Raw genomic sequence first — 26787 nt, forward strand, 5'->3', positions numbered from 1 at the left:
AATGCTGCAATTCGAAAACGTTTCCACTTTCTACGGCAAGATCCAGGCCCTGCACAGCGTCAACGTGGAAGTGCGCCAAGGCGAGATCGTTACGCTGATCGGCGCCAACGGTGCCGGTAAATCCACGCTGCTGATGACCCTGTGCGGTTCGCCCCAGGCTCACAGCGGCAGCATCCGCTACATGGGTGAGGAACTGGTGGGCCAGGCCTCTTCCGAGATCATGCGCAAGAGCATTGCCGTGGTGCCGGAAGGCCGTCGGGTGTTTGCCCGCCTGACCGTGGAAGAGAACCTCGCGATGGGCGGGTTCTTCACCGACAAGGGCGACTACCAGGAGCAGATGGACAAGGTGCTGCACCTGTTCCCACGACTCAAGGAACGCTTCAGCCAGCGCGGCGGCACCATGTCCGGCGGCGAGCAGCAAATGCTCGCCATCGGCCGGGCGCTGATGAGCAAGCCCAAGCTGTTGCTGCTGGACGAACCTTCGCTTGGCCTGGCGCCGATCATCATCCAGCAGATCTTCGACATCATCGAACAACTGCGCAAGGACGGTGTGACGGTGTTCCTGGTGGAGCAGAACGCCAACCAGGCCCTGAAGATTGCTGACCGGGCCTACGTGCTGGAAAACGGCCGGGTGGTGATGCAGGGTACGGGCGAGCAGTTGTTGACCGATCCGAAGGTGCGCGAGGCCTACCTCGGCGGTTAAAAAACGGTTGCTGGATGAACCGGATCAAAAACGTGGGAGCGGCGGTGCGAGCAAGTCGCACCGCCGCTCCCACATTTGCTTTGTGTGATCCCTGGAATTACGTTGTTTGAAACTATTTTCGGCTGATTTGTAACGAACCCCACGCCCCTCTCTCTAGTGCTACAAGCAGGCATTCAAGCCCGCCAACCCACCCCACTAGGAGATACACCATGACCACCAAACTGTCCGCTGCCACCCTCGTCCTGGCCCTCGGTTCCGCGCTGAGCCTGTCTGCCCTGACCACCACCGCCCACGCCGCCGACGACATGCAAAAGTGCTTCGGTGTCGCCGAAGCCGGCAAGAACGATTGCGCCGCAGGCGCTGGCACTTCCTGCGCCGGCACCTCGAAAACCAAGGACCAGGCCAACGCCTGGAATCTGGTTCCAACCGGCACCTGCCTCAAAACCCCAAGCTCCACCTCGCCGACCGGTTTCGGCCAGGAAGCGGCCTTCACCGCCAAGTCCTGAACCTCATAAAACCTGAGTACTGATGATGACTCTTTCATCCCTGCAAGCCGTCTCCCAGGCTCAGGCGCCCGGCCTCCCACGCCGGGTCGGGCTGGGGCTCAAGCATGAGCACTTCACTGCAGTGCTGGAGACCTCACCCGACATCGGTTTTTTTGAAGTGCACGCCGAAAACTACATGGTGGACGGCGGCCCGTTTCATCACTACCTTGGGTTGATCCGCGAACAGTACCCGCTGTCATTGCACGGCGTAGGCCTGTCCATCGGCGGAGAAGGCCCGCCGGACCGTGAGCACCTGGCGCGGTTGGCAACGCTGATCGAACGCTATCAACCCCACTCTTTTTCTGAACACCTGGCCTGGTCAAGCCACGGCCCGGTGTTTCTCAATGACCTGCTGCCCCTGGCCTATGACAGCGCGACCCTGCAACGGGTGTGCGAACACATTGACCACGTGCAAAATACCCTCAAGCGGCCAATGCTGCTGGAGAACCCGTCGACTTACCTGCAATTCCAGCGCTCAACCCTGGATGAGACCGACTTCATCAGTGAGATCATCCGCCGTACGGGCTGCGGTTTGCTGCTGGACGTGAATAACGTCTATGTGTCGTGCATCAACCATCAACGCGATCCGGTTGCCTACATCGACGGCCTGCCGATGCATGCGGTGGGCGAGATTCATCTGGCCGGTTTTGCCGAAGACACTGACAGCCTCGGTGATCGCTTGTTGATCGACGATCACGGCGCACCTATCGACAACGCCGTGTGGCAGCTCTACGAAAAAGTATTGGCGCACGTAGGCCCGATAGCCACGCTGATCGAACGGGACAACCAAGTGCCGGCGTTCAGCGTATTGCTGGCTGAGGCTCAACAGGCCGAACTGCATCTGTCGCAGGTGAGCCCATGAGCCTTCATGACGAGTTTGCCGCAGCGCTGCTGGCGCCGGACCAGGCATGCCCCAATGGCCTGTTCAGCAGCAACGGTGCCGACCCGGCCAGCCGTTTTGCGGTGTATCGCAACAATGTGCACAGTTCGTTGATCAACGCACTCGCAACGGCCTACCCCGTGACATTGCAATTGGTGGGCGAGGACTTCTTCCGTGCGATGGCCGGCCTGTTTATCCGGGCTTGCCCACCCACCAGCCCGCTGATCAGCGAGTACGGCAGTGCGCTCGCCGCATTTATCCAGGACTTTGAGCCAGCCGCCAGCGTGCCCTACCTGGCCGATATGGCGCGTTTGGAACGACTGCGTGTGCGCGCCTATCACGCGGCGGACACCCAGCCACTCGACCAACCGACTGTTCTTCAAGCACTGCAAGGCCAAACAGACCTGGGGAAATTGCGCCTGCAACTGCATCCATCCCTTGCCACCTTGAATTCTGCCTACGCGGTGGTGGCGGTATGGGCCGCGCACCAGACCGAAGGCGGCCTGGCCACCCTGAATCCCTGGCACGCCCAGAGTGCGCTGGTAGTACGTCAGGGGCTGGAGGTCAGGGTATTTGCTACCGACAGTGGCTCAGTGGCGTTTATCAACAGCCTGGCCCATGGCAATGCCTTGGAAAAAGCCGTGGAGCATGCGCTTGACGCAGCGGCCGAGTTCGACCTGCACCAATGCCTCACGCTGCTGATCAGCCACAACGCCATTACTCATTTGCATCTAGAACAAAAGGTATCGCCATGAACACTCGTCCATCAGGCCTGATCAATCGGGTCATCGCGCTTTTCGAACAAATCCCTTACAGCCTGATTGCCTTTGTCGCGCGTTTTTCGATTGCCGCAGTGTTCTGGAAATCCGGGCAAACCAAGGTCGAAGGATTCGTTATTGATTTGGTCAGCGGCACCTTCCAACTGGGCGAACCGAAACTGGCCGCCTCGACATTGCCGTTGTTTCGCAGCGAATACCACGTGCCGCTGCTATCACCGGAGGTGGCGGCGCATATGGCGGCGTTTGCCGAGCACTTCTTCCCGGTGTTGATCCTGGTAGGCTTCGCTACGCGCTTCTCGGCCTTGGCCCTGATCGGCATGACCCTGGTGATTCAGCTGTTCGTCTACCCGGACGCCTACCCGACCCATGGCACCTGGATTGCGCTGCTGTTGATACTCGTAGCGAAAGGACCGGGGCGCCTGTCCATCGATCACTTGATCGCGCGTCGCTACGCTTAGAGTCGGTCGAGGGCCTTGCCGCTGCGCTTGAACCCGTCCACCAAGTAGTCAGCCAGCACCTGGGTGCGACGCGGCAGACCGCCCTGATAGGGATGCACGAGGTACATCGGCATGCTTCGCGTCTGATAATCACGCAGGAGCCAGCGCAAGCGGCCGTCAGCCAATTCTGCGGGCAGAACGTAGGACGGCAAGCGTGCGATACCTGCGCCCACTAACGCAGCCTTTTTCAACAAGTTGTAGTGATTGGAGGCAAAGGTACCGCTCACCCGCACCCGCAGCAGTTCGTGCTGCTGGTGGTACAACCACTCTTCACGGCCGCTGTAGTGGCTGTTGAGCAGGCAGGTGTGGGCGGCCAAGTCGGCCGGTGTCTCCGGTTCGCCATGCTTCTCAAGGTACGCCGGGCTGGCGCAGGTCATTTCATGCCAGGCCAGCAGAGGCTTGACCACCAGGCGCTCGTTTTCAATCGCGCCTGAGCGTACCCCCAAGTCAAAACCATCCCGCGCCAGGTCCCGGTAACTGTTGTTGAGCTCCAGCTCGATCTGCACCTGCGGGTACTGTTTGGAAAACTCCAGCAACAAGCCATCAAAGAAGGTTTCGCCCAAGGAGACCGGAACCGTCATACGCACCGGCCCGGCCAGATCGTCCTTTAGCCGGGCCAACGCCTGACGGGCGCGATCCACCTGCACCACCAATGCCTGAGCCTGGGGCAGCAATGCCGCACCGGCTGCAGTCAGGCTGAGCTTGCGCGTCGTGCGGTGCAGCAGCACCACACAATGCTGTGCTTCCAACTGGCTGATTCGCTTGGACAACTGCCCTTTGCTACAGCCCAGTTTCTCCGCGGCCACGGTAAAACTGCCGGCGTCGATCAGCACGGCGAAGGCCGCCAAGTCATCCATTTCGCTCATGGATTGTTTCCATTTGAAAACCAAAGGTTGCCCATTAGTGCGTTTATCCGCTTAAAAAGCCACTCTACACTGAACCTTCACTTACCCTTGGAGGAACAGCACCATGAAAATCCTATTGATTGGCGCCAGTGGCACCGTCGGCTCGGCAGTCAAGGCGGAACTGGCTCAGCGCCACGAAGTGATCAGCATCGGCCGCAGCAGCGGCGACTTCCAGGTGGATATCAGCGACAGCGCGTCAATCCGCAAACTGTTCGAGCAGACCGGCACATTCGATGCCCTGGTCTGCGCAGCCGGCAGCGTGAACTTCGTCGCGCTGGGCGACATGAGCGAAAGCGATTTCGAGCTGGGCCTGCGTGACAAGCTGATGGGCCAGGTCAACCTGCTGTTGATCGGTCGTGAATACGCCAACGATGGCGCCTCGTTTACCTTCACCAGTGGCATTCTGAATCGCGACCCCATCCCCACCGGCGCCTCGGCTGCGCTGGTCAACGGCGCCATTGACGCCTTTGTCAAAGCGACGGCAATTGAATTGCCGCGCGGCCTGCGCATCAACGCCGTGAGCCCGACGGTCCTGCTCGAAGCCATGGACAGTTACGCGCCATATTTTCGCGGCTACAAACCAGCTCCAGCCGCCGACGTAGCGCTGGCCTACGCAAAAAGTGTTGAAGGTTTACAGACAGGTCAGACCTTTATGGTGGGTTGAATCGGATACCTGTCAGATTTGACTGAATCTGGCAGCCGGGGTTGTGGTGCAACGCCGGCGTGCGTAACGTGGCGGCACTTGTCTGGAGACCGATAATGCGCGCCGCCCACACCCTAACTCTACTTGCCTTGCTTCCCCTGTTCGCCGCCTGCCAGATGTTCGACAGCGACCCGGCCAAGCCGTCTCTCGCCGGGCTGACCCGTATGCAGGGCGAACTCACGGCAGTCGGCGACAAACTGCTGTTCCAGCCGTGCAACGACAAACGCAACTACGTGGTCAACGACACCGGCGGCACCAGCATCCTGCAGGAAGCGGCCTCCCTGGCCGGCCAGCAAGGCGCGTTGTTTGCCGACCTGCGCGGCAAGTTCTCGGGGGTTGCCAGCGGCACCCAAGGCAGCGTGGACCTGCAACAACTGTATCGTGTTGAACGTTCGACCTCGGCCTGCGACGATCCGGACTTCAAGCGCATGATCCTGCGCGCCAACGGCCACAAACCGGCCTGGGCAATGAACGTGACGGCCAAGGGCATGGTGCTGGAACGTGAAGGCCAGCCGCCACTGGCAGTGCCTTATGTGGAAGAGCAGATCGGTGACGGCCGCTTCAACCTGATGACTGAAGCCAACAACCAGCACGTCGAACTGTGGGTGGCCCCGCAACGTTGCATCGACAGCGTGAGCGGCAGCCTGCAACACATGACCGCCGAGTTGCGCGTCAACGGTCAGGTACAGCGCGGTTGCGCCTCGTTTGGCGGCTCGCGCGACGACTGACTCGGCACTGCGTTGTTTTAACATGACGGGAATCGGCCATTGGGGCTTATAATCGCCGGTTTGCAAAACAGCCGGCCAATCAGCCAGCCGCCTACCGGATCCTGTCATGTTACGAATCACCGAACTCAAGCTGCCTATCGACCATCCCGAAGAAGACCTGCGGCCCGCCATCGTGCAGCGCCTGGGCATCGCCAGTGATGACCTGCTCGATTTCACCCTGTTCAAGCGCAGCTACGACGCCCGCAAGAAATCGTCGGAGCTGTGTTTCATCTACACCATCGACTTGAACGTGAAGGGCGAAGCGGCGCTGTTGCTCAAGTTCGCCGATGACCGCAACGTCAACCCGGCGCCGGATGTCAGCTACACAGTGGTCGGCCAGGCGCCGGAAGGCCTGACAGAACGTCCAATCGTCGTCGGCTTTGGCCCGTGCGGCATTTTCGCCGGGCTGTTGCTGGCGCAGATGGGCTTCAAGCCGATCATCCTCGAACGCGGCAAGGAAGTGCGCCAGCGCACCAAGGACACCTGGGGCCTGTGGCGCAAAAATGTGCTCAACCCCGAATCCAACGTGCAATTCGGTGAAGGCGGCGCCGGGACCTTTTCCGATGGCAAGCTATACAGCCAGATCAAGGACTCGAAATTCCACGGCCGCAAAGTCCTGCACGAGTTCGTCAAGGCCGGTGCGCCGGCAGAAATTCTCTACGTCAGCAAGCCGCATATCGGTACGTTCCGCCTGACCGGCGTGGTGGAGAACATGCGCGAGCAGATCATCGCCCTGGGCGGTGAAGTGCGCTTCGAGCAGCGGGTTACCGACGTGCTGATCGAAGACGGCCAGTTGAACGGCGTGGTCGTCGATGGCGGCGAGCAGATCCCGTCCAGGCATGTGATCCTGGCCCTCGGCCACAGCGCCCGCGATACCTTCCGCATGCTCCACAGCCGTGGGGTTTACATGGAAGCCAAGCCGTTCTCGGTGGGATTCCGTATTGAACACCCGCAGTCGCTGATCGACGCTGCGCGCCTGGGCAAATACGCCGGGCACCCAAAACTCGGCGCCGCCGACTACAAGCTGGTGTACCACGCCAAGAACGGCCGCTCGGTCTACAGCTTCTGCATGTGTCCAGGCGGTACCGTGGTTGCTGCGACCTCCGAGCCGGGCCGCGTCGTCACCAACGGCATGAGCCAGTACTCGCGTAACGAACGTAATGCCAACTCCGGCATCGTGGTCGGCATCACGCCTGAAGTGGATTACCCAGGTGGCCCGCTGGCGGGTATCGAGTTGCAGGAACGTCTGGAGTCCCACGCCTACATCCTCGGCGGCAGCAACTACGAGGCCCCGGCGCAATTGGTGGGCGATTTCATCGCCGGCAAGCCGTCTACCGCTATCGGCAGTGTGCAACCTTCCTACAAGCCTGGCGTTGCTCTCGGTGACCTGGCCCTGGCGTTGCCGGACTTCGCCATCGAGGCGATCCGCGAAGCGTTGCCAGCGTTCGAGAAACAGATCAAGGGCTATTCGCTGCACGACGCGGTGTTGACCGGTATCGAGACGCGCACCTCGTCGCCGCTGCGGATAACCCGTAACGAATCGATGCAGAGCTTGAACGTAAAAGGCCTGTTCCCGGCCGGTGAAGGCGCCGGTTATGCCGGGGGGATTCTGTCGGCGGGTGTGGATGGGATTCGGATTGCTGAGGCGTTGGCGCGGGATATGTTGGGCAGCCAGGGCTGAAGCTTCGCGTTGTAAGCCTCAAGCTGCAAGCTAAAAGCGGATAGGTAACCTGCTTTTTCTTGTAGCTTGGCGCTTACAACTTGCCGCTGCGACTTAGATATTTGCGCGCAGGATGCTGTCCGGTAACGGCTCACCCCGCTCCACACTGGCCGCAACGGCCGCAATCAGCCCGCCCAATTCATAGCCCTGCCCCGCCAGCCACGCTTGATCGTAATAGGTGGTGGCATACCGCTCACCCCCATCACACAAGATCGCCACGATCGAGCCCGACTCCCCCGCCGCTTTCATCTGCTGGGCCGCCACCAGCGCGCCAATCAGGTTGGTCCCGCTGGAACCGCCGACCCGCCGTCCAAGCCGTGCAGCAAGGTAATGCATGGCCGCCAGCGAGAGCGCATCCGGCACCTTGACCATCGCATCAATCACCTTTGGCAAAAAGGATGCCTCGACCCGAGGCCGACCAATCCCTTCGATGCGCGAGCCACAGTCCAGGCGCAAACTCGCGTCGCCACTCTGATAGAAATCAAAGAACACGGAGCGCTCGGCATCAGCACACAACACACGGGTGCAATGCTGGCGATAGCGCACATAACGGCCGAGAGTTGCTGTGGTGCCACCAGTGCCGGGGCTGGAGATCAGCCAGTTCGGTTCCGGATGCTGCTCGAAACGCATCTGCTGGAAGATCGATTCGGCGATGTTGTTGTTCGCACGCCAGTCGGTGGCGCGCTCGGCGTAGGTGAACTGGTCCATGAAATGGCCACCGCTTTCCAGTGCCAGGCGCTCGGACTCCGCGTAGATCTGCGTCGGGTCCTGTACCAGGTGGCTTTTACCGCCGTAGAAAGCAATCTGCGCGATTTTTTCCTGGGAGGTGGTGGCCGGCATCACCGCAATAAATGGCAAGCCGAGCAGACGGGCGAAGTAAGCTTCGGAAATCGCCGTCGACCCGCTGGACGCTTCGATCACCGGCGCGCCAGGCTTGAGCCAACCGTTGCACAGCGCATACAGGAACAGCGAGCGAGCCAGCCGATGCTTGAGGCTGCCCGTGGGGTGGCTGGACTCGTCCTTGAAGTACAACTCGATACCCGGCAACCCCGGCAATGGCAAGGGAATCAGGTGCGTGTCGGCGCTGCGCTGGAAGTCTGCTTCAATGATACGAATGGCTTCGCGGGCCCAGGGACGTTGGTCGCTCATGGAGAGTTTCTCTGATGGTGTAAGCCCTGATTTTATGGGGTTTCCTACACACCACACAGATACAGTACCGGCTCAATTGAGGACACAATTGCGAGGGTTCGACGTAACGTCATCGCGAACCACCGTTTATAACAAATAAGAATATAAATTTTGTTTTAACAGCTAACGGTACGGGTTAGGGTACCCACCTATTGAACTTGGATTGGAGAGCGTCCCTTGCCTCTGCGTAGCACTTTCACCCGTTTCTTCCAGCTGGAAGCCGCCAGCGGTCTGATGTTGATCGCGGCAGCCGCCCTGGCCCTGATCATCAATAATTCGCCTTTGTCGCAACTGTACAGCGCGTTTCTCGACGTACCGGTAGTGGCGCAGATTGGCGCGTTGAAAATCGCCAAGCCCGCCTTGCTTTGGATCAACGATGGCCTGATGGCCTTGTTCTTCCTGCTGATCGGCCTTGAGGTCAAGCGCGAGCTGCTCGACGGCCACCTGTCCAAGCCCTCGCAAGTGGTGCTGCCCGGCGCAGCGGCCATCGGCGGCATGGTGGTGCCAGCGCTGATCTACTGGGCGATCAACAAGGACTATCCCGCGGCCCTTTCGGGTTGGGCGATCCCGATGGCCACCGACATTGCCTTCGCCCTCGGCGTGCTGGCCCTGCTGGGCAAACGTGTGCCGGTGTCGCTGAAGCTGTTCCTGATGACCCTGGCGATTATTGACGACCTGGGCGCGATCATCGTGATCGCCATTTTCTATTCCGCCGACCTGTCCGGCGCCGCCCTGGCAGGTGCAGGTGCCTGCTTGATCGCCTTGGTTGCGATGAACCGCTTGGGTGTTATCAAACTCGGACCGTATCTGATTATTGGCCTGATCCTGTGGGTGTGTGTACTCAAGAGCGGCGTGCACGCGACGCTCGCCGGTGTAACGTTGGCATTCTGCATCCCGATGCGCACCAAGTACGCCGAGTCGTCGCCATTGCTCACGCTGGAGCACGCCCTGCACCCGTGGGTGGCCTACGCCATCCTGCCGCTGTTCGCCTTCGCCAACGCCGGGGTCTCGCTGACGGGTGTCAGCCTGGAAAGCTTCACTCACCATGTGCCTATGGGCATCGCCACGGGCCTGTTGATCGGCAAGACCGTTGGTGTGTTCGGGCTCACTTGGCTGGCCATCAAGACCGGCATCGCTGCCCTGCCCAACGGCGCAAACTGGGGTCAGGTGTTTGGTGTGTCGATCCTGTGCGGCATCGGCTTCACCATGAGTTTGTTTGTGGGCTCGCTGGCATTCGTGCCGGGTGCCAGTGAGTTCGCGGGTGAGGACCGCATGGGGATTTTGACCGGTTCGATATTGGCGGCGTGTATTGGTTATGCGGTGACAGCGATGGCGAGTCGCAAGAAGGCCGTAACGTCAGGTTTGAACTGACAGCCCTGAAAACCAAAAAGCCGCCTCGGCTTAAACCGAGGCGGCGCCACTTCTCAGACCTACAGGTCATCGAAGCTGTCCCGCAGAAATACCCACACGTGGTAGAAACGCAGGATATTCACTACGAGGTTCCACGTACGTTGTGCAAACATCGACAGACTCGGCCCTCCTAAAGTCAGGCCTTTCCTCCAGCGCACTTAACGGAACACGTGGGCCTTTGAATGCAGGTCAATGCATCTTTGAAGTCGCAGCCCAGTCGATAATTGGGTTTGCAATAAAAAACCGCCCTACTAAGGCGGTTTTTTATTGCCTGCATTTTTTGCAGTTCAAACCGGCCACCCCCCATAAAACCAAAAAACCCCAACCGGTCACGCGGCTGGGGTTTTGTATTTCTACAACCAGCGCTTAGCGCGTAACGCGGCTAGTACCATCAACGGTCATGATGCGTACACGGTCGCCAATGCGGAAGATTTCATTCTCCTGCACAGCCTGCACATAGGCGCGCATGCTGCCGTCGTCTTCGCGTACGGTGATTTCCACACCCTGGGTGCGGGTCAGGCCTTCTTCGGTGGCCGAGCCCAGCAACCCACCAGCAACGGCACCGATCACGGCAGTCACGATGCTGCCACGACCGCCACCGATAGCGCTGCCGCCAACGCCGCCGATGACTGCGCCAGCAGCGCCGCCGATTGGGGTCTTGGTGCCTTCGATTTTCACGGGGCGCAGGGATTCGATGGTCCCCATGCGCACGGTCTGAACACGACGCGCTTCGTCGCGGGAGTACGAGTCACCGGTCAGACTCGAGGCGCAGCCACCCAGCAGCAACGACAGGGTGGTAAAGCAGGCAACCAGTAAAACGGACTTACGCATAGCATCAACTCCAAAGGACAGGTGTTCATTAAACGCTGCAGCTTGACGCCTGTCACGGCAAGCGCCGCAGAAAATTGCTTTCATTCAGCCTGAGTACAGACAGCCCGTACCAGAAAACTCGACGAACGGTAGCACTCCACGCCTAGCCAGGACCTCCATGGATTACTTCATCATTGTAGTCACAACGCTTGCCGGCCTGTATTTTCACGGCTGGCTGTACCTGCGTATCAGGCGCTGGATCGACCGTGACCTGGCGCTATTACTGGCGGGCAATGATCTGCACAAGCGCGCATTTATGCTGCGACAGCTGGAACAGGCTCGCGCGCTGAAAATCAGGCGGTCCGATTTGCCGAACTGGTTGAAAAAAGCCGCGCAGCAGCAAACGCCCGAAGCCTCTGCGATAGAGACTTCGGAGTGATCGGCAACATTCAGGTGAGGTGACGAAAGGTGCGGCTCAGGGCGCCAGGCGTTCGCGGGTCCAGTCGGTCCCTTGCAAGCGATAGTTCAAGCGGTCATGCAAGCGGCTGGCGCGACCTTGCCAGAACTCGATGCGCTCCGGCAGCAAACGATAGCCACCCCAGTGCTCGGGGCAATCGGGTTGGGAATCGCTGAAGCGTTGTTCGGTGGCCTTGAGCAGGTCCTGCAGTTCTTCGCGGTCACGGATGACCTGGCTCTGCGGGGACGCCCACGCCCCCAGGCGGCTGCCCAGCGGGCGGACCTGGTAATAAGCGTCCGACTCCTCAGGCGTGACCTTGACCACCCGACCCTCGATGCGCACTTGGCGTTCGAGGGTCGGCCAGAAAAAGGTCATGGCCGCAAACGGCCGAGCCGAGAGCTGTTCGCCCTTGGCACTCTGATAATTGGTGAAGAAGGTAAAGCCCTGCGCATCCAGGCCCTTGAGCAACAGGATGCGGCAGTGCGGGCGACCGTCCTGGTCGACCGTGGCCAAGGTCATGGCATTGGCTTCCACCGGGGGCTGCTCGGTTGTCACCGCGTCAGCAAACCACTCGTGGAACAACGCAAACGGCTCGCTCGGGGCCTGGGCCTCGCTCAAACCATCCCGTGTGTAGTCACGGCGCATATCGGCCAGTGCCTGGGTCATGCGGCTTTATCCTTCTGGTTCAACAGATCAGTTTTTCGCCTGGTCGTTTGCCGGTGCAGCGGCCTTGGCTTTGGCTGGAGCAGGCTTTTTGGCAGCAGGCTTAGCCGGTGCTTTTTTAGCGGCTGGCTTGGCAGCGGCTTTCTTGGCGGCTGTAGCCTTCTTGGCCGGAGCTTTGGCAGCCGGGGCCGGGGCTGGAACGTTGTGTACTGCAACCATTTCAGCCACCGGTGGAGTCTTGCCCGACTGATACTTGCTCAGCAAAGCCAGCATGGTGGTGCGCTGGGTAAACATGATTTCCATACGACGGTTCAGTGCGCGACCCTGAGTGCTGTCGTTGGCGGCACGTGGCATCATGTCGCCCATGCCGCGCAGCATCAGGCGGTCTTGCTTGAGGCCGCTGAGGCTGAAGATAGAGGCGATGGATTGTGCACGTTCCTTGGTCAGCACCTGGCTGGCCGGGGCGGTGCCGGTGGCATCGACGTGGCCCAATACCAGTACGGCGGTCTTCGGATCGGCTTCAACGGCCTTGGCAACGCGAGTGAACGGGCCGAGGGTGACGGGCAGCAGCATCGCTGGGCGTTTCGGGTTGTAGGAGCCGTCTACCGGTGCAATCACCACCAGCACATTGTCACGACGCTCCAGTTGCAGGTTGCTGTCCTTGATGGCGGCGCGCAGGCGTGGCTCATAGTCGTCCAGCCAGGCCTGAGTGATTTTCGGGTCGGGCATTGGTACGTTGGTCACGTCGACCTTGGCCAATGGCTTAGGTTTGCTTTCGAAAGGCCACCACCATTTGGTGTCGGTCTTGGCGACGACTGGGGCGGCGGCAGGTGCTGGCTCCGCGGCCTTGAGGTCGGCTTTCAGGTCAGCCTTGGCATCGGCAGCCTTTTCGTCGGCGCTTTTGAACGAGAACGGCCACCAACTGGAGCCGGTGTCAGCCTTTGCAGTTGGCGCTGGGGCTTGCGCAGCAGCAGCAGCGGCCGCTACCGGTGCTGCAGGCTTGGCGTCGGTTTGGGTCACTGCGTCCTTGGTAGCGGCCTTATCAGATCCAAATGACCACCAATGCCCGCCCTCGGCATCATTTTGTGGAGTTTGTGCGCAGCCGGTAATAGTGAGGCACAGCGCCAGTGCCAAGGACTTGTTCGATAACATGAGATATCCACAAAATGAGAAAAGAAACGGGGGTCTGGGTGACCCGTTAAACAGACGCTTACAGAACATTAAAGTTACATCATTTCGTTCAGCGTCTTCTTATAGTTGCCTTTGTAACAAAAAAACGTGAAACAGCAAGGGGTTTACAGACAACCGGCCAATATTCCGACCAACTTCTGTGCCCGCGGGTCCATTAGTACATAAGGCCCCAATGTATTAGTCACGAAACCAAACGCTACATCATGCTCGGGATCGGCAAACCCGACCGAGCCACCCGCACCGGGATGCCCGAAAGCACGCGGGCCAAGGCCGAAGGTGGCGTTGGGCAACTGCGGTTGGTCCAACATGCAGCCCAGGCCAAAACGGGTTTGTGTCAATAATGTTTTATCCGGCCCGATACTGTGTTCACGGGTCAATTGTTCAAGCATGTCGGCCTCCAGCAAACTACCGTCCAACAATCCACTATAAAAACCCGCCAGGCTACGTGCATTACCGTGACCATTTGCCGCTGGCTGCTGCATACGCCGCCATTCAGGTTTATTAGTGCTGGTCAGAATAGACGGAGGATTGGCAAAAGCACGTGTAGTCATGGCCTCAGGTTCACGCATCATTACTTGCAGTAAACGTTGTGCGGCCTCATCGCCCCTATTGCCTTTGCTGCGCGCTATATGTGCGACGCGATAAAACTCTTCATCGGCCAAGCCCACATGAAAGTCCAGCCCCAATGGCCGTGCAACCCGCGCCACGATGGACTCTCCCGGCCCGCGCCCATCAGCGCGACGCAGCAATTCACCCACCAACCAGCCGTAGGTGATCGCCTCGTACCCATGGCCTTGGCCCGGCGTCCACCACGGCGCTTCGGCCGCCAGTGTGTCAACCATCAGTTGCCAATCGTACAGGGCTTCAGTGGGCAGCATCTGGCGGATCGCCGGCAACCCGGCCTGGTGGCAGAGCAACTGGCGCAGGGTGATGGCTTCTTTGCCTGACGCCGCAAATTCCGGCCAGTAGTTGGCGACCGGTGCATCCAGTTGCAATTTGCCTTCAGCCACCAGTTGCAGGGCCGTAACGGCGGTAAAGGTCTTGGTGCAGGAAAACAAGTTGACGATCGTATCGCTGTGCCAGGCCTCGCTACCGTCCTTGTCGGCGGTACCGGCCCACAGGTCGACGACGGTTTCACCGCCGATCTGGATGCAGAGCCCGGCCCCGTGCTCTTGCGGGTCATCGAACAACGCGGCAAAGGCTTCACGTACCGCTTCGAACTGGAGTTCGTAATGACCCTGGATCTGCACCTGAACACCCTCGGACAACACAGCAAAAAGTGGCCGACATTGTTCCAGCCCTTGTGGGTTTTGTGAACCCGTCAGCACTCAATCAATGACCATTTCCGGAGTGCCCACCGGCATTCCCGGCGCCCTGCACCGGGCCTTTGCCTCCGTGCACGGCCCTGCCCCCTTCGCTTTCGCGCACGGCACCGGCCGCCTTGGCCTTTTCTGCCTCTTTGCCGAGTTGATCGACCGCCGCCAGGTTACTTTTGCGCACGCTTTCAACAAAACCCTGGAACGGTACGTCGGTGATGCCCACCAGGCCAAAGTGGCCATTTTCACCGTCGAGCAATCGACCGGTCACCGGCTGGTCCAGGTACTGGAACCAATGCACGCCGACAATCGACGGCTCGGCCATGGCCTGCTTCAAGAAGTTGCCGTAAGCCGTGCCACGGTCTTCTTCCTTGGCCAACTGCGTCACGCCGCCCCAGAACGGCCCACGATCGGCCGAGCCAAAGTTGAATTCGGTGATCAGCACCGGCTTGTCCAGCGCACGCAACGCGGCAAAGTCATAGCCGTCCTGTGGCTTAAGCGCGTACATGTTGAAGCTCAGCACATCGCAATACTGCGCGCAGGAGGCCACGGCTTCCGGCGTGCTGACCGCATAACGGCCACCCAACAGCAGTTGGTTGGGGGCGTGCCATTTCAGCGAGTCGGAGATGGTCTTGAAGTAGGCATCCGCAAACGTCTTCTGGAAGTATTGGAAGTCAGCTTCGATTTCCGGGTGCTCAGGGTTGGGAATCGGCGGTTCGAAGCCCGGGTCTTCCATCAATTCCCAGCCCTTCAACTCGATGCCCCAGGCTTTCGACAGGCCTCCTTCGTTACGGTATTTGTCACGCAGTTGTTTGAGGAAGGCGCGCTTGGCCGGTACGTCGGTGGTCATGCGCAAGGTGCCGTAGGCCAAGGCGTAGCGGGATTTAGCATCATCGCCGGGACCGGCCCAGGCCAGCTCGTTGTCGGCAAAAAAACCGACCAACCACGGGTCGTTACGGTGATCGCGGGCGGCGATAGCCACGGCGCGTTCGGTGGCCATGGCGAAACGCGGGTCGAACGGGTCGGGCATGCCACCCCACCAGTCGGTGCCGGTGCTGATGCTGGCGTAGTCACCGACGATCGACAGCGGCAAGGTGTAGGGCACACGATTGGCAGTGGTCAAATCCTCGTCGCTCCAGTTGCCTACGGTGTTGAAACCCCAGGCTTGCAGGCGGTCGAGGGCATGGGTGACCCAGCGTTTTTGGTCGAAACCGTCGCCGCCATAGGTGCGTTGCAAGTTGGCGCCGTAAAAGTCATACCAACGACCGGCACCAAAGCTACGCCCTTCGCCTGCACCGTTACCGGTACGGTTGTCGCCGCTGCCGTAGTACTTGTCGAAGGGTTCGCCACCTTTAGGCAGCGCCGCGAACATCCATTCACGGCCGGCCACATAAGTCTGGCTGTTGTCCGGGGCCACAGTATTGACGCCCAAGGAGTAGAACGGATGCCCCTCCGGCGTCACCAGGTACCAGCGGCCGTCGCGTTTTTCGGTGCGGAAAAACCCACTGGCGTCGAACGCCGGGCCTTTGTTCCAGCCGCCGTACTGGTCCAGGGCGGACTTATCCCGCGTGGCCAGCCAGCCCTGAAGTTGCTGTTGCTCCTTGGCCGCGGCGGCTTTGAGTTGCCCGTCGCCGCTGACTTTTTCCGGCCAGCGCGCCCGGGTGGATTGACCATAGGCATCCACCAACTCGCTGTAGGCCGCCTTCAACACCGGCTCGCTGTCCTGCACGCCAAAGCGCTCCAGCAAGATGCTCTGGGCGGCGTTAGGCTTGAGCATTGACAAGGTCACCGAAACCACCTGGCTGCGGTCAATTTCACCCACGCTGCCGGCCAGCAATACGCGCTGGCCGTCCACCGTGATCGGCATCGGCGGGCCAGCCTTCATGCCCTGGCTCAACGGCGAATTGGCTTGCAGCGGGATCAGCAAGGTCTGGGCCGGACCGGCTGGCAAGTCAATGCGACTGACCAGGGTGCGGCCATCGCTGCTCTGCACCTTGACATAGAGGGTCAACGCCCAGTCCATCGCACTCTGGATACGCAAGCTCATAGCGCTCGATTGCGACCAGTCCCAGGCGCCGCTTTGCGGGCTGAGCACCAGGCTCGGTTCGGCCGCCGGGTTGAAGGTGATGCGACGCAGCACTTCGCCTTCGGCGGTCTGTTCGGCGTTGTATTGCGGCAGGCTGGCGTCCTGGGTCGCCACCTTGACCACATCGGCAGGCCGGACGAAATTGAACAGCGTTTGTTGCCCCACAGGCGCAGCCATCAAGGGCGCTGTAAACAGCAGGGCAAAAAGAGCGGGCAGCGTGCGAATCATACGAGCAAGGTTCTCCCAGGCGGCTGGTGAATGGCCTGATGACATAATTGAGATAGACCACGAAGTGGGCGAATCCGCCCACGGTGGCTCAAGAAATTTCGCGCCTGAACGGCGGCAAGGCATTAAGGATAGCCTTGCCATAGCGTTGGGTGACCAAACGGCGGTCGAGCAAGGTGATGGTGCCCCGGTCTTCTTCGGTACGCAGCAAGCGACCGCAGGCCTGGACCAGCTTCAAGGAAGCATCCGGCACCGAGATTTCCATGAACGGATTGCCACCCCGTGCTTCGATCCATTCGGCCAGCGCCGCCTCGACCGGATCATCCGGCACCGAGAACGGGATCTTGGCGATCACCACGTGTTCGCAGTAGGCACCGGGCAAGTCCACACCCTCGGCGAAACTCGCCAGGCCGAACAGCACGCTGGAGTCTCCACCGTCGACCCGCGCCTTGTGCTTGTTCAGGGTTTCCTGCTTGGACAGGTTGCCCTGGATAAACACTTGCTTGCGCCAGTCACGGTCGAGGCCGTCGAAAACGTCCTGCATCTGCTTGCGCGACGAGAACAGCACCAGGGTGCCCCGCGAGCCTTCTACCAGCTCCGGCAGGTCGCGGATGATCGCGGCCGTGTGGGCGGGGGCATCCCGCGGGTCGGCCTTGAGGTCCGGCACCCGCAACACACCCGCGTCGGCGTGATGGAACGGGCTTGGCACTACCGCCGTAACCGCTTTTTTTGGCAGGCCGGCACGCATGCGGAAGCGATCAAAAGTACCCAGTGCGGTCAGCGTGGCCGAGGTCACCAGGCAGCCGTAGGCCACGTTCCAGAGGTTGCGCCGCAGCATTTCGGCCGCCAGGATCGGGCTGGCGTTGACCTCGATATCAAACAGTGCCCCGCTTTCGGACAGGGTCAGCCAGCGGGCCATGGGCGGGTTGTCTTCCGGGTCTTCGACGGTAAAGGCGGTCCACAACTCCCAGTTGCCTTGGGAACGGGAAAGCAGACTGCCGAACAGCGGGTACCATTCTTCGGCCTGGTTGCTGGCGATGCCAATGTTGACCTCGCCGTCCATGCCTTCCTTGAGCAGGTCAGTAAGGCGGGTGAACAGGTCGGTCAGGCGCGAGAAGCCCTTCTTTAACTCGATGCCCATTTCACGCATGTGTTCGGGGATCAACCCACCGACGAAACGATGACGGGGTCGCTCACGGCCCTCGACGTCTTCACCGGGCTTGAAGTCAGCCACCTGTTCGCAGGCGCTGAACATGAATTGCTGTTGGGTCTTGATCTCCCTCGCCAGCTCCGGCACTTGTTCGATCAGCTTGCCCAGGTCGCCGGGCAGCGGGTGCTGGGCCAGCAACTTGGTGAGGTTCTTCGCAGTGGTTTCAAGCCAGTCGGCGGTTGAGCGCAGCCGCGTATAGTGGGCGAAGTGGCCGATGGCCTTGTCGGGCAGGTGATGACCTTCGTCGAACACATAGAGGGTGTCGCGCGGGTCAGGCAGCACGGCGCCACCGCCCAGGGCCAGGTCGGCCAGGACCATGTCGTGGTTAGTGACGATGACATCGACCTTGCCCATGCCTTCGCGCGCTTTGTAGAAAGCGCACTGGCCGAAGTTGGGGCAATGGCGGTTGGTGCACTGGCTGTGGTCGGTGGTCAGGCGCGCCCAGTCGGCGTCTTCCAGCGCGGTGGGCCAGCTGTCGCGGTCGCCGTCCCATTTATTACCGGCCAGCTTCTCGATCATGCTGGTGAACAGCTTCTGGCTGACTTCATCCACTTCGATCTTGAAGCCTTCTTCTTCAAACAGCGACGCCGTGGCGGTTTGCGCGTGGCCTTCCTGCAACAGCACGTCGAGCTTGGACAGGCACATGTAGCGGCCACGGCCCTTGGCCAGGGCGAAGGTGAAGTTCAGGCCGCTGTTGCGCATCAGGTCAGGCAGGTCTTTGTAGACGATCTGCTCTTGCAGGGCGACGGTCGCGGTGGCAATCACTAAGCGTTTGCCGGCAGCCTTGGCGGTAGGAATCGCGGCCAGGCTGTAGGCCACGGTCTTGCCGGTACCGGTGCCGGCCTCAACGGCCACGATCGCCGGGTCGCCACTGCGCCGGCCTTCGTCGTCGGTGTCGATATCCCCGAGGACCTTGGCCACTTCGGCGATCATCAGGCGTTGGCCGTAGCGCGGTTTCAAGCGCTTGGCTTCGAGAAAACGCGTGTAGGCGCCCTGGATCGTAGTTTTGAGTTCAGTGCTGATCATGGATAGTCGGGCGCAAAAAACGCTGGATAAATTTTCAGTGGTTCGGATCGGCCGCTATCATACCCCGCTAATTAATCCTGCGCAGAACGGAGTACCTCAATGACTGTGTTTAGCCTCGTTTATACCCTGCATGTACTGGCTGCCCTGATCTGGGTCGGCGGCATGTTTTTCGCCTGGATGATCCTGCGCCCCGCCGCTGTGGCGGCGCTTGAAGGCCCTGCCCGGCTTAAGCTGTGGGCAAATGTATTTCAACGTTTTTTCGTTTGGGTGTGGGTCGCGGTGGCGATTTTGCCGATCAGCGGAATTGGCCTGTTGCACCTGCGCTTCAGCGGGTTTGAGACGGCACCTCGCTATGTGCAGGTGATGATGGGGTTGTATCTGGTGATGACGGCGCTGTTTATCCGTATCCAGGCGTTGAAACTCCCGGAATTGCGCACGGCAGTGGCGGCTGAGGATTGGCCGGCGGGTGCGGCGGTACTGGGTCAGATTCGCAGGTTGGTGGGGATTAACTTGATTGTGGGGTTGGTGGTGGTGGCGATCGCTTCGGCTCGGCCGATGTTCTAATAGTGTGCTTTAGGGCTTCTTCGCGGGCAAGCCCGCGAAGACGTCAGCCCCAACGACTCACAGCCGCTGAATGGTCACAGTACCCGCAGGCCCCGTCGGCCCAGGCTGCCCTTCCAACCCTGGGCGGCCCTTCTCGCCGCCATCAGCGCGGTACACCACACAGCCTTTGGATTGCCCGCCTTTGCCGGGTTTACCCGCCGTGCCCGCTAAACCACCGGCGCCACCGTCGACCCAGACCTTTATCTGCTCAGTCGGAAAACTCTGCGGCAATTCGACCCGCACCTGTGCACCCGCCGCTCCCGGAAGGCCATCCCCGCCGTTATCACCATTGAAACCCCGGCCCGCCGAACCCCAGGTGCAACCTGGGTCTTCACCATTGGCACCATCCAGCCCGGCATAACCCTGGGCACCGGCGCCGCCACGGGCGTCCACCGAGAGCTCTTCAGCGTTCAGCGAATTGATGCGCAAGATCAAATCACGCCCAGCCTTGGCAGGCTTTTCATGGGTACCGGGAGCACCGCGCGAAGTGATCTGGCTGCCGTGATCCAACTGCGCATGGCGCACCTGCAATTGCAGCGCAGTGCCGCCGGGCACGATGGCGATACGAGCGTCACGCCCCAGGTGCAACTCATCCACCGTGACTTGGCTGATGGTGGAAGGCACCAGCAAGGTGCCGTAGTCCGCCACGTCCAGGCGCTCCAGTTGCAACACGCTGGTGCTGCTGGGCAGGCGCATCAACGAGTTGGTTTCAACACTGACGCTTTGCGCCAGGGCAACGGGGCTGACCAACACGGCCAACAGTAAAACCTTACGCATATGAAGCTCCCCGGAATTATTACAAAAGCTATTTCAACTTATTCTTTGGACGCACAGTAACGACTTCTACCGGCGTTTTGCCAGTGAAGGATCAAAAAAGTTAACAAAGGGGAGACTTCAGCGAAAGTTGCCAGCAATGCCCCTGTGGAACCCACAGGGGCAAGGGCCGTCAGCGGTTGATCTGGATTTCCGTACGGCGGTTCAAGGCACGGCCTTCAGCGGTTTTATTGTCAGCCACCGGCTGGCTCTCACCCGCACCCGTCACCGCCACAAAAGCGCTGCGTGGCACACCCGAGCCGACCAGGTAATCCGTCACCGAATGCGCGCGCTTATCCGAGAGCCGTTGGTTGTAGGCGTCTTTGCCCACGCTGTCGGTATGGCCGGTGACACGCAGTTGAGCGCTTGGGGCTTCCTGTTTCAGGCGGGTGGCGATGATGTCGAGCTCGGTTTTATCCGCCGCAGTCAGCCTGGCCGAGTCGAATTCAAAGTGCACATCGCGAATCACGATGGTTTCTTCCTTGACCACCACGACCTCCTCAACCACGGCCGCTGGCGGCGCAGGCGGGCACCCATCGGCATTTACCTGCACGCCTTTTGGCGTGCCCGGGCACTTGTCGCGGCTGTCTGGCACGCCGTCGCCGTCTTCGTCGCCATCGCCGTGCACCCAGCAATAGGCGCCGGCCATGCCACCGATCAGCAGCGCACCATAGCCTGCATAGGCCGAGCTTTCAGTGGCACCGATCGCCGCGCCGGTCACACCGCCAACGGCGGCACAGGTGGGCCAGTCGGTTTTTTGCAAACCTGCGCAACCTGTCAATACTCCGGTTAGCAGAACCAAGGGTAGAGCTGTCCGCATGATGCTCATCTGATTTCTCCTGAGGGGATCGGCGGGGGCCGATGGGTGGAGTAAAGACGGCTCTTTTCATCTTCGCCACTGCGCCGTCCCCCTGTATTCATTGAGGTTCGTTGCTACTGTCGGACTTTTCGCTGCCGCCCGCTCTAGGCCCGCACGCTCAGCCGCGCTAGTCTCTACGGTCCTGATGTGAGGATCTCTGATGACCGCTGGTATTTCTGCTCGTACACCCCAGCAAGCCTTGGCCGCCTTGCTTGATCTGCACCCGCCAAAACGCCTGTTGCTGTTGGGCGCCAGCCAGTTCCCGGCGCTGGAGGCTTTTAAAAAGGCGCACCCGGATACCCAGGTGTCTATCGCGGCACCGGGAGCCTTGCCGGCGGAGCTTGCCGCACAGCGGTTTGACCTGGCGCTGGTGGTGGACTGCCTGGAGCACCTGTCAAAACCACAAGGCCTGACGCTGCTGGGCGGCATCCGCAACCTCAATGCCAGCCGCATCGCGGTACTGGTGGACCTGGGCGCCTGTGACTGGAAAGACACCGACTTCTTCTCCCTGGCCTTGCAGGCTGGTGAGCGTTTCCAGCGTGATGAGCAGGTTCTGACGCTGTTTACTTATGATCTGCTTGACTATAAACAAGTACCGGACTGGCTCAACGCCCGCTTTTGGGCCAACCCGGAAAACTTCGGAAAGTACTGGTGGTAACCCGATGAGCACACCCATTTGCCCCTGCGGCAGTGGCAACCTGCTGGATGCCTGCTGCGGCCATTATCACGCCGGGCACCCGGCACCTTGCGCCAGCGCGCTGATGCGCTCGCGCTACAGCGCCTACGTGCTGGGCCTGGTGGACTATCTGGTCGCCACCACCCTGCCCGCCCAACAGCCGGACCTGGACCGCAATGCCATCGGCGCCTGGAGCGCGCAGAGCACCTGGCTCGGCCTTGAAGTGGAAAGCTGCGAGGTGTTTGGCGGCCAGCCGGAACACGCCTTTGTGACCTTCACCGCACGCTGGCATGACAGCACCGGCGAACATAGCCACCGCGAGCAGTCCTCTTTCGTACAGAATGACGGGCGCTGGTACTTCATCGACCCGACAGTGCAAGTGAAGGCCGGACGCAACGATCCGTGCCTGTGCGGCAGTGGGCAGAAATTCAAGAAGTGTTGTTCCAGCTATCTCTAGCCACCACAGGACTCACGCCATGCTCCGGATGTACAGCTTGATGCTGGCGTTAACCCTTGGTTTGAGCGGCTGCGCGTCGTGGTTCGAAGACGACTCACCGCCGCCGCACGTGTCCCTGGTGAAAGTCGAAGTGGTGCGCGCCAAGCTGCTGGAGCAGAAGTTCAAGCTGTTCTTTCGCGTGGACAACCGTGACGACGCCGACCTGACCGTGCGCGGCCTGATCTACAAGGTCAGCCTGGGCGACTTCGTGTTGACCGAGGGCGAGTCCGACGAGTGGCTAACCGTACCGCCGCGCAGTCATAAGTTTTTCCGGGTGTCGGTACGCACCAACCTCTGGCCGCAGATCCGTGATGTGGTGCAGATGCTGAAAAACCCCAACAAGCCTGTGCCGTATCGCCTGGAAGGTGAGTTGAAAACCGGATTATTCATCGGTTATGACGTGCAGGTGAACCACAATGGCGAGATAATCCCCGGCGATTTTATTCCGGAGCGACATCAATGACTCAGCAACCCCATGTCCATGGTCCTGACTGCAACCATGATCACGATCACCATGATCACGACCACGGCCATGTCCACGGCCCGAACTGCGGCCACGCTCACCAGGAGCCTGTGCGCAATGCGTTGAAGGACGTGGGTCGCAATGACCCTTGCCCGTGCGGCAGCGAGAAGAAATTCAAGAAGTGCCACGGGGCGTAAGCCACGCTGAAGATCCAAATGTGGGAGCGGCGGTGCGACGATTCGATTTGCTCGCTCCCACATTGGGTTGGTGGATGGGGCCGTATAAATTGCTTCTAAGATTATGCGCAAATGTTTCATTGAATTTTTGCGCACTGAACATCACCTATACCTACAGGCATCCGCTCAAGCATTCCCCTTTTAGGAGAGCTTCATGATCGACCTGTATTACTGGACCACCCCCAACGGTCACAAAATATCGCTGTTCCTGGAAGAAGCCGGTCTCCCCTACGAGGTGCACCCGATCAATATCGGCCAGGGCGAACAGTTCAAGCCTGACTTCCTGAAGATAGCCCCCAACAACCGCATTCCGGCGATCGTCGATCAGAACCCTGCCGACGGCGGCGCGCCGATTTCGCTGTTTGAATCCGGTGCAATCCTGCTGTACCTCGCGGAAAAAACTGGCCAGTTCATTCCAAAAGACCTGCGCGGTCGTCAGGAAGCCTTGCAATGGCTGTTCTGGCAAATGGGCGGATTGGGGCCAATGGCCGGTCAGAATCATCACTTCAGCCAGTTCGCGCCGGAGAAGATTCCCTACGCAATCAAGCGTTATATAGATGAGACCGCCCGGCTTTACGGCGTGCTGGACCGGCGCTTGGCGGATCGGCCGTGCGTGGCAGGCGAGGCCTACAGCATCGCGGATATGGCGATCTACCCGTGGATTGTTTCCCACAAGTGGCAGAGCCAGCGGCTGGAAGATTTCCCACACCTGGAGCGCTGGTTCAACCGCATCAAGGAACGGCCGGCGACGGTCCGCGCCTATGAACTGGTGCAGAAGATCAACCCGCCCAAATCCTGATCTTAAGTCGCACTCAATCAAAATGTGTGGGGTTGCTCGCGAAAGCGGTGTATCAGTCGGTACGTGTGTGACTGACCGACCGCCTTCGCGACCAAGTCGAATCGTCACACCGCAGCCCTCACATTGGTCTGCGCAAGACTCAAGATCTCACGCTTTCCCCAAACTCCCGCTTGCGTCGTTTAGCCGCGCTCACTAACGTAGCGCCTTTACTGACGCTACCCCCCGCAGGAGCTTTGCCATGGCCTCGCCAGCCCTCTCACATTTTCTTCCCCGGTTCGGCGTTGCCGCGGCAGTGGCCAGTGCGTTAAGCCTGGCCGGTTGCCAGCTCCAGAACACCCAGGACACCCTGCCGCCGGTCGCCGGTGTGCTGCCGATCAAAGGCCTGGCTCAAAACGTTTCCGTGCGTCGCAATGCCCAGGGCATGCCGCTGATCGAAAGCAATACCTTCCATGACGCGCTGTTCAGCCTCGGTTACGTGCACGCCAGCGATCGCATCACCCAGATGGTCACCCTGCGCCTGCTGGCCCAGGGTCGCTTGGCGGAAATGGCGGGTGCTGAAGTGCTGGACGTCGACCGTTTCATGCGTGCGGTCAACCTGAAAAAAAGTGCCGGCGAGCTGTATAACGCTTCGTCGCCGCGCCTCAAACGCTTCTTTGAAGTGTATGCCCGTGGCGTCAACGCCTACCTGTTCCGCTACCGCGACAAGCTACCGCCAGACCTGGCCCAGACTGGCTACAAGCCGGAATACTGGAAGCCGGAAGATTCGGCGCTGCTGTTCTGCCTGCTGAATTTCAGCGAGTCGGCCAACCTGCAGGAAGAAATTTCATCCCTGGTGCTGGCGCAGAAAGTCGGCGTCGACAAACTCGCCTGGCTCACCCCAAGCGCGCCGGATGAAGCGGTCCCGCTGGCCGAAGCCGAGAAACTCAAGGGTGTGAGCCTGGGCCAGATCACCGGCCTGGCCGGGCTGGACGCGGTCAGCCAGCAACTGAGTCGCCTCAACTCACTGGCGGTCACCACCTCGAGCAACTGGGCAATCGGTCCGCAACGCAGCCGCAGCGGCAGAAGCCTGTTGGCCAACGACCTCGCCGCCCAGCCGCAAGCCCCGTCGCCATGGGGCTACGTGCAGATCCGTGCACCTAAATACCAGGCCGTGGGCGCCTCGATTGCCGGCTTGCCGACGCTGCTGTCCGGCTTCAACGGCAAGGTCGCGTGGAGCATGAGCACGGTAAAGGGCGACACTCAGGACCTGTTCCTGGAAAAGGTCAAACGCCAGGGCAACGCGTTGTACTACGAGAACAACGGGAAATGGCTACCGGCAGGTGTGCGTAACGAAACCTTTTTCGTGAAAGGCCAGCGCTCGATTCGTGAAGTGGTGTACGAAACCCGCCACGGTGCCCTGCTCAACAGCAGCCAGGCGCTGACCACCGGCCTGGGCCTGGCCCTGCACACCGCCGACTTCAAGGACGACAAGAGCCTGGATGCGTTCTTCGACCTGTCGCGCGCGCAAAACGCCGCCAAGGCCTCGGACGCAACCCGCGAGATTCGCGCCATTGCGCTGAACATGGTCTTCGCCGACGCCAGCAATATTGGCTGGCAAGTCACCGGCCGCTTCCCCAACCGTCGCGAAGGCGAAGGTTTGCTGCCGTCGCCGGGCTGGGACACGCGTTTCGACTGGGACGGTTACGCCGACGCGATGTTGCACCCCTATGACCAGGACCCGGCCCAAGGCTGGGTCGGCACTGCCAACCAGCGCACCGCGCCACGCGGCTATGGCATGCAGTTGTCCAATTCCTGGGACGCCCCGGAACGTAGCGAGCGCCTGGCGCAGTTGGCCAATGCCGGCAAGCATGACAGCCGCAGCATGATCGCCATGCAATACGACCAGACCACCACGTTTGCTGCCAAGCTAAAGACCATGTTCCAGGCCCCAGGCATGGCCCAGCCACTGAAACAGGCGATCGATGCGTTGCCGGCGGCTGAGCAGGTCAAGGCGCGGGAAGCACTGAATCGCTTGATGGCCTTCGATGGTCGACTGGTGGCAACGTCCGCCGACGCCGCGATCTACGAACTGTTCCTGCAGGAAAGCACCCGTCAGATCTTCCTCGACGAACTCGGCCCGGAAAACAGCACCAGCTGGAAGGCTTTCGTCAGCAATGCCAGCCTGTCCTACGCCGCCCAGGCCGATCACTTGCTGGGCCGCGAAGACAGCCCATTCTGGGACGACGTGCGCACCCCGCAGAAAGAAGACAAACCTTTGGTCCTCGCCCGCAGCCTGGCTGCGGCGATCAGCGCCGGTGACAGCCAACTGGGTACCGATCACAAGGCCTGGCAGTGGGGCAAGCTGCACACGACTACCTGGAAAAACACCAATGGCCAGGTGATTCGTGGCCCACTGGCGTCCGGCGGCGACCACAACACCTTGAACCCGGCACCGTACAACTGGGGCCAGGATTTCACCACCACCCGAGTGCCGGCGCTGCGCATGATTGTCGATTTCGGCCAGGTGGAACCGATGATGGGCCAGGGGGGCATCGGCCAGTCCGGCAACCCGGCCAGCCCGAACTATGCCAATGGCATCGACCCGTCGCTCAAGGCGCAATACCTGAGTTTCCCGATGCAGCCGCAGAACTTTGAGAAGGTGTATGGGAAAACAAGGTTGACCCTGACGCCGGGTAAATAACCCGGGGCCTTACTGAAGAACCCGGACCAGAATGTGGGCGCTGGCAAGCCTGCGCCCACATTTGTTCTGTATACATTCCGA

27 protein-coding genes are annotated in these 26787 nt (G+C 60.4%); 17 read left to right on the forward strand and 10 right to left on the reverse strand.

All coding sequences use genetic code 11. The features are described from left to right. Position 1 precedes the first annotated feature (1 nt). From AACY52_RS06010 to AACY52_RS06030, 5 genes are all read left to right on the forward strand, one after another. Positions 2–703 (forward strand): ABC transporter ATP-binding protein, encoded by a 702-nt coding sequence (locus AACY52_RS06010; RefSeq protein ID WP_122540346.1) that lies wholly within the window; start codon positions 2–4, stop codon positions 701–703. A 209-nt stretch (positions 704–912) separates the two neighbouring features. Beyond that, entirely contained in the window at positions 913–1209 is a 297-nt protein-coding gene (locus AACY52_RS06015) for a DUF2282 domain-containing protein (RefSeq protein WP_339493555.1), read from the forward strand. Positions 1210–1231: 22 nt separating this feature from the next. Beyond that, on the forward strand, positions 1232–2110 hold the full coding sequence (locus AACY52_RS06020; protein WP_339415026.1) for a DUF692 domain-containing protein: 879 nt from the start codon (positions 1232–1234) through the stop codon (positions 2108–2110). Then, a complete protein-coding gene (locus tag AACY52_RS06025) occupies positions 2107–2883 on the forward strand; it encodes a DNA-binding domain-containing protein (RefSeq protein WP_339415027.1) in 777 nt (258 codons plus the stop codon). The genes AACY52_RS06020 and AACY52_RS06025 overlap by 4 nt, the downstream gene beginning before the upstream one ends. Beyond that, on the forward strand, positions 2880–3365 hold the full coding sequence (locus AACY52_RS06030; protein WP_339435909.1) for a DoxX family protein: 486 nt from the start codon (positions 2880–2882) through the stop codon (positions 3363–3365). The genes AACY52_RS06025 and AACY52_RS06030 overlap by 4 nt, the downstream gene beginning before the upstream one ends. Here AACY52_RS06030 and AACY52_RS06035 read toward each other — a convergent pair. After that, complete coding sequence (locus tag AACY52_RS06035) at positions 3362–4270, reverse strand: LysR family transcriptional regulator (RefSeq protein ID WP_339415029.1); 909 nt, start codon at positions 4268–4270, stop codon at positions 3362–3364. The two genes, AACY52_RS06030 and AACY52_RS06035, sit on opposite strands and share 4 nt — an antisense overlap. Positions 4271–4373: 103 nt before the next feature. Between AACY52_RS06035 and AACY52_RS06040 the strand changes: the two genes are divergently transcribed. The 3 genes from AACY52_RS06040 (at position 4374) to AACY52_RS06050 (ending at position 7460) form a co-directional block, all read left to right on the forward strand. Beyond that, entirely contained in the window at positions 4374–4973 is a 600-nt protein-coding gene (locus AACY52_RS06040) for a short chain dehydrogenase (protein ID WP_339435908.1), read from the forward strand. 95 nt (positions 4974–5068) lie between these two features. Then, positions 5069–5740 (forward strand): hypothetical protein, encoded by a 672-nt coding sequence (locus AACY52_RS06045; RefSeq protein ID WP_339415031.1) that lies wholly within the window; start codon positions 5069–5071, stop codon positions 5738–5740. 106 nt (positions 5741–5846) lie between these two features. Continuing rightward, entirely contained in the window at positions 5847–7460 is a 1614-nt protein-coding gene (locus tag AACY52_RS06050; RefSeq protein WP_339415032.1) for an NAD(P)/FAD-dependent oxidoreductase, read from the forward strand. A gap of 93 nt (positions 7461–7553) precedes the next feature. Here AACY52_RS06050 and AACY52_RS06055 read toward each other — a convergent pair whose 3' ends face one another. Further along, positions 7554–8648, reverse strand: a complete 1095-nt coding sequence (locus AACY52_RS06055) for a PLP-dependent cysteine synthase family protein (protein ID WP_339415033.1) — start codon at positions 8646–8648, stop codon at positions 7554–7556. A 216-nt stretch (positions 8649–8864) separates the two neighbouring features. Between AACY52_RS06055 and nhaA the strand changes: the two genes are divergently transcribed. After that, entirely contained in the window at positions 8865–10058 is a 1194-nt protein-coding gene (nhaA, locus tag AACY52_RS06060; RefSeq protein ID WP_339560348.1) for a Na+/H+ antiporter NhaA, read from the forward strand. Positions 10059–10463: 405 nt separating this feature from the next. Here nhaA and AACY52_RS06065 read toward each other — a convergent pair whose 3' ends face one another. Further along, positions 10464–10928 carry a glycine zipper 2TM domain-containing protein gene (locus tag AACY52_RS06065; protein ID WP_003189251.1) on the reverse strand — a complete coding sequence of 155 codons (465 nt, stop codon included), beginning with the start codon at positions 10926–10928 and terminating at the stop codon, positions 10464–10466. 157 nt (positions 10929–11085) lie between these two features. Between AACY52_RS06065 and AACY52_RS06070 the strand changes: the two genes are divergently transcribed. Beyond that, positions 11086–11346, forward strand: a complete 261-nt coding sequence (locus AACY52_RS06070; protein WP_339560349.1) for a hypothetical protein — start codon at positions 11086–11088, stop codon at positions 11344–11346. Positions 11347–11382: 36 nt separating this feature from the next. On the opposite strand, the gene pdxH is transcribed toward AACY52_RS06070, so the two are convergent. From pdxH to dinG, 5 genes are all read right to left on the reverse strand, one after another. Then, complete coding sequence (pdxH, locus tag AACY52_RS06075; protein WP_339437981.1) at positions 11383–12030, reverse strand: pyridoxamine 5'-phosphate oxidase; 648 nt, start codon at positions 12028–12030, stop codon at positions 11383–11385. Positions 12031–12057: 27 nt separating this feature from the next. After that, a complete protein-coding gene (locus tag AACY52_RS06080) occupies positions 12058–13179 on the reverse strand; it encodes an OmpA family protein (protein ID WP_339560350.1) in 1122 nt (373 codons plus the stop codon). Positions 13180–13322: 143 nt separating this feature from the next. Continuing rightward, positions 13323–14468: a serine hydrolase domain-containing protein gene (locus AACY52_RS06085; RefSeq protein WP_339560351.1), complete on the reverse strand. Its 1146-nt coding sequence runs from the start codon at positions 14466–14468 to the stop codon at positions 13323–13325. A gap of 82 nt (positions 14469–14550) precedes the next feature. Next, complete coding sequence (locus AACY52_RS06090) at positions 14551–16848, reverse strand: beta-galactosidase (protein ID WP_339560352.1); 2298 nt, start codon at positions 16846–16848, stop codon at positions 14551–14553. An 88-nt stretch (positions 16849–16936) separates the two neighbouring features. Continuing rightward, positions 16937–19081, reverse strand: coding sequence for an ATP-dependent DNA helicase DinG (dinG, locus tag AACY52_RS06095; RefSeq protein ID WP_339418082.1), 2145 nt, complete (start codon positions 19079–19081; stop codon positions 16937–16939). 99 nt (positions 19082–19180) lie between these two features. Here dinG and AACY52_RS06100 point away from each other — a divergent pair, with 99 nt between their 5' ends. Next, positions 19181–19645 (forward strand): CopD family protein, encoded by a 465-nt coding sequence (locus AACY52_RS06100; protein ID WP_339418084.1) that lies wholly within the window; start codon positions 19181–19183, stop codon positions 19643–19645. A 57-nt stretch (positions 19646–19702) separates the two neighbouring features. On the opposite strand, the gene AACY52_RS06105 is transcribed toward AACY52_RS06100, so the two are convergent. Then, complete coding sequence (locus AACY52_RS06105; protein WP_339418086.1) at positions 19703–20461, reverse strand: collagen-like protein; 759 nt, start codon at positions 20459–20461, stop codon at positions 19703–19705. Between the two features lie 169 nt (positions 20462–20630). Then, positions 20631–21326 carry an OmpA family protein gene (locus AACY52_RS06110; protein WP_339418088.1) on the reverse strand — a complete coding sequence of 232 codons (696 nt, stop codon included), beginning with the start codon at positions 21324–21326 and terminating at the stop codon, positions 20631–20633. A 190-nt stretch (positions 21327–21516) separates the two neighbouring features. Between AACY52_RS06110 and AACY52_RS06115 the strand changes: the two genes are divergently transcribed. From AACY52_RS06115 to AACY52_RS06140, 6 genes are all read left to right on the forward strand, one after another. After that, positions 21517–22014 carry a DUF6231 family protein gene (locus tag AACY52_RS06115; protein WP_339418089.1) on the forward strand — a complete coding sequence of 166 codons (498 nt, stop codon included), beginning with the start codon at positions 21517–21519 and terminating at the stop codon, positions 22012–22014. 4 nt (positions 22015–22018) lie between these two features. Next, on the forward strand, positions 22019–22489 hold the full coding sequence (locus AACY52_RS06120) for a YchJ family protein (RefSeq protein ID WP_339418090.1): 471 nt from the start codon (positions 22019–22021) through the stop codon (positions 22487–22489). A gap of 19 nt (positions 22490–22508) precedes the next feature. Next, positions 22509–22991 (forward strand): LEA type 2 family protein, encoded by a 483-nt coding sequence (locus AACY52_RS06125; protein WP_339418091.1) that lies wholly within the window; start codon positions 22509–22511, stop codon positions 22989–22991. Next, on the forward strand, positions 22988–23188 hold the full coding sequence (locus tag AACY52_RS06130) for an SEC-C metal-binding domain-containing protein (protein WP_003189235.1): 201 nt from the start codon (positions 22988–22990) through the stop codon (positions 23186–23188). The genes AACY52_RS06125 and AACY52_RS06130 overlap by 4 nt, the downstream gene beginning before the upstream one ends. 193 nt (positions 23189–23381) lie before the next feature. After that, positions 23382–24026 (forward strand): glutathione binding-like protein, encoded by a 645-nt coding sequence (locus AACY52_RS06135; protein WP_339418093.1) that lies wholly within the window; start codon positions 23382–23384, stop codon positions 24024–24026. 238 nt (positions 24027–24264) lie between these two features. Then, entirely contained in the window at positions 24265–26706 is a 2442-nt protein-coding gene (locus AACY52_RS06140; RefSeq protein ID WP_339560353.1) for a penicillin acylase family protein, read from the forward strand. Positions 26707–26787 lie beyond the last annotated feature (81 nt).

This window comes from Pseudomonas sp. EA_65y_Pfl1_P113, assembly GCF_963970525.1.
Classification (GTDB): domain Bacteria; phylum Pseudomonadota; class Gammaproteobacteria; order Pseudomonadales; family Pseudomonadaceae; genus Aquipseudomonas; species Aquipseudomonas tritici.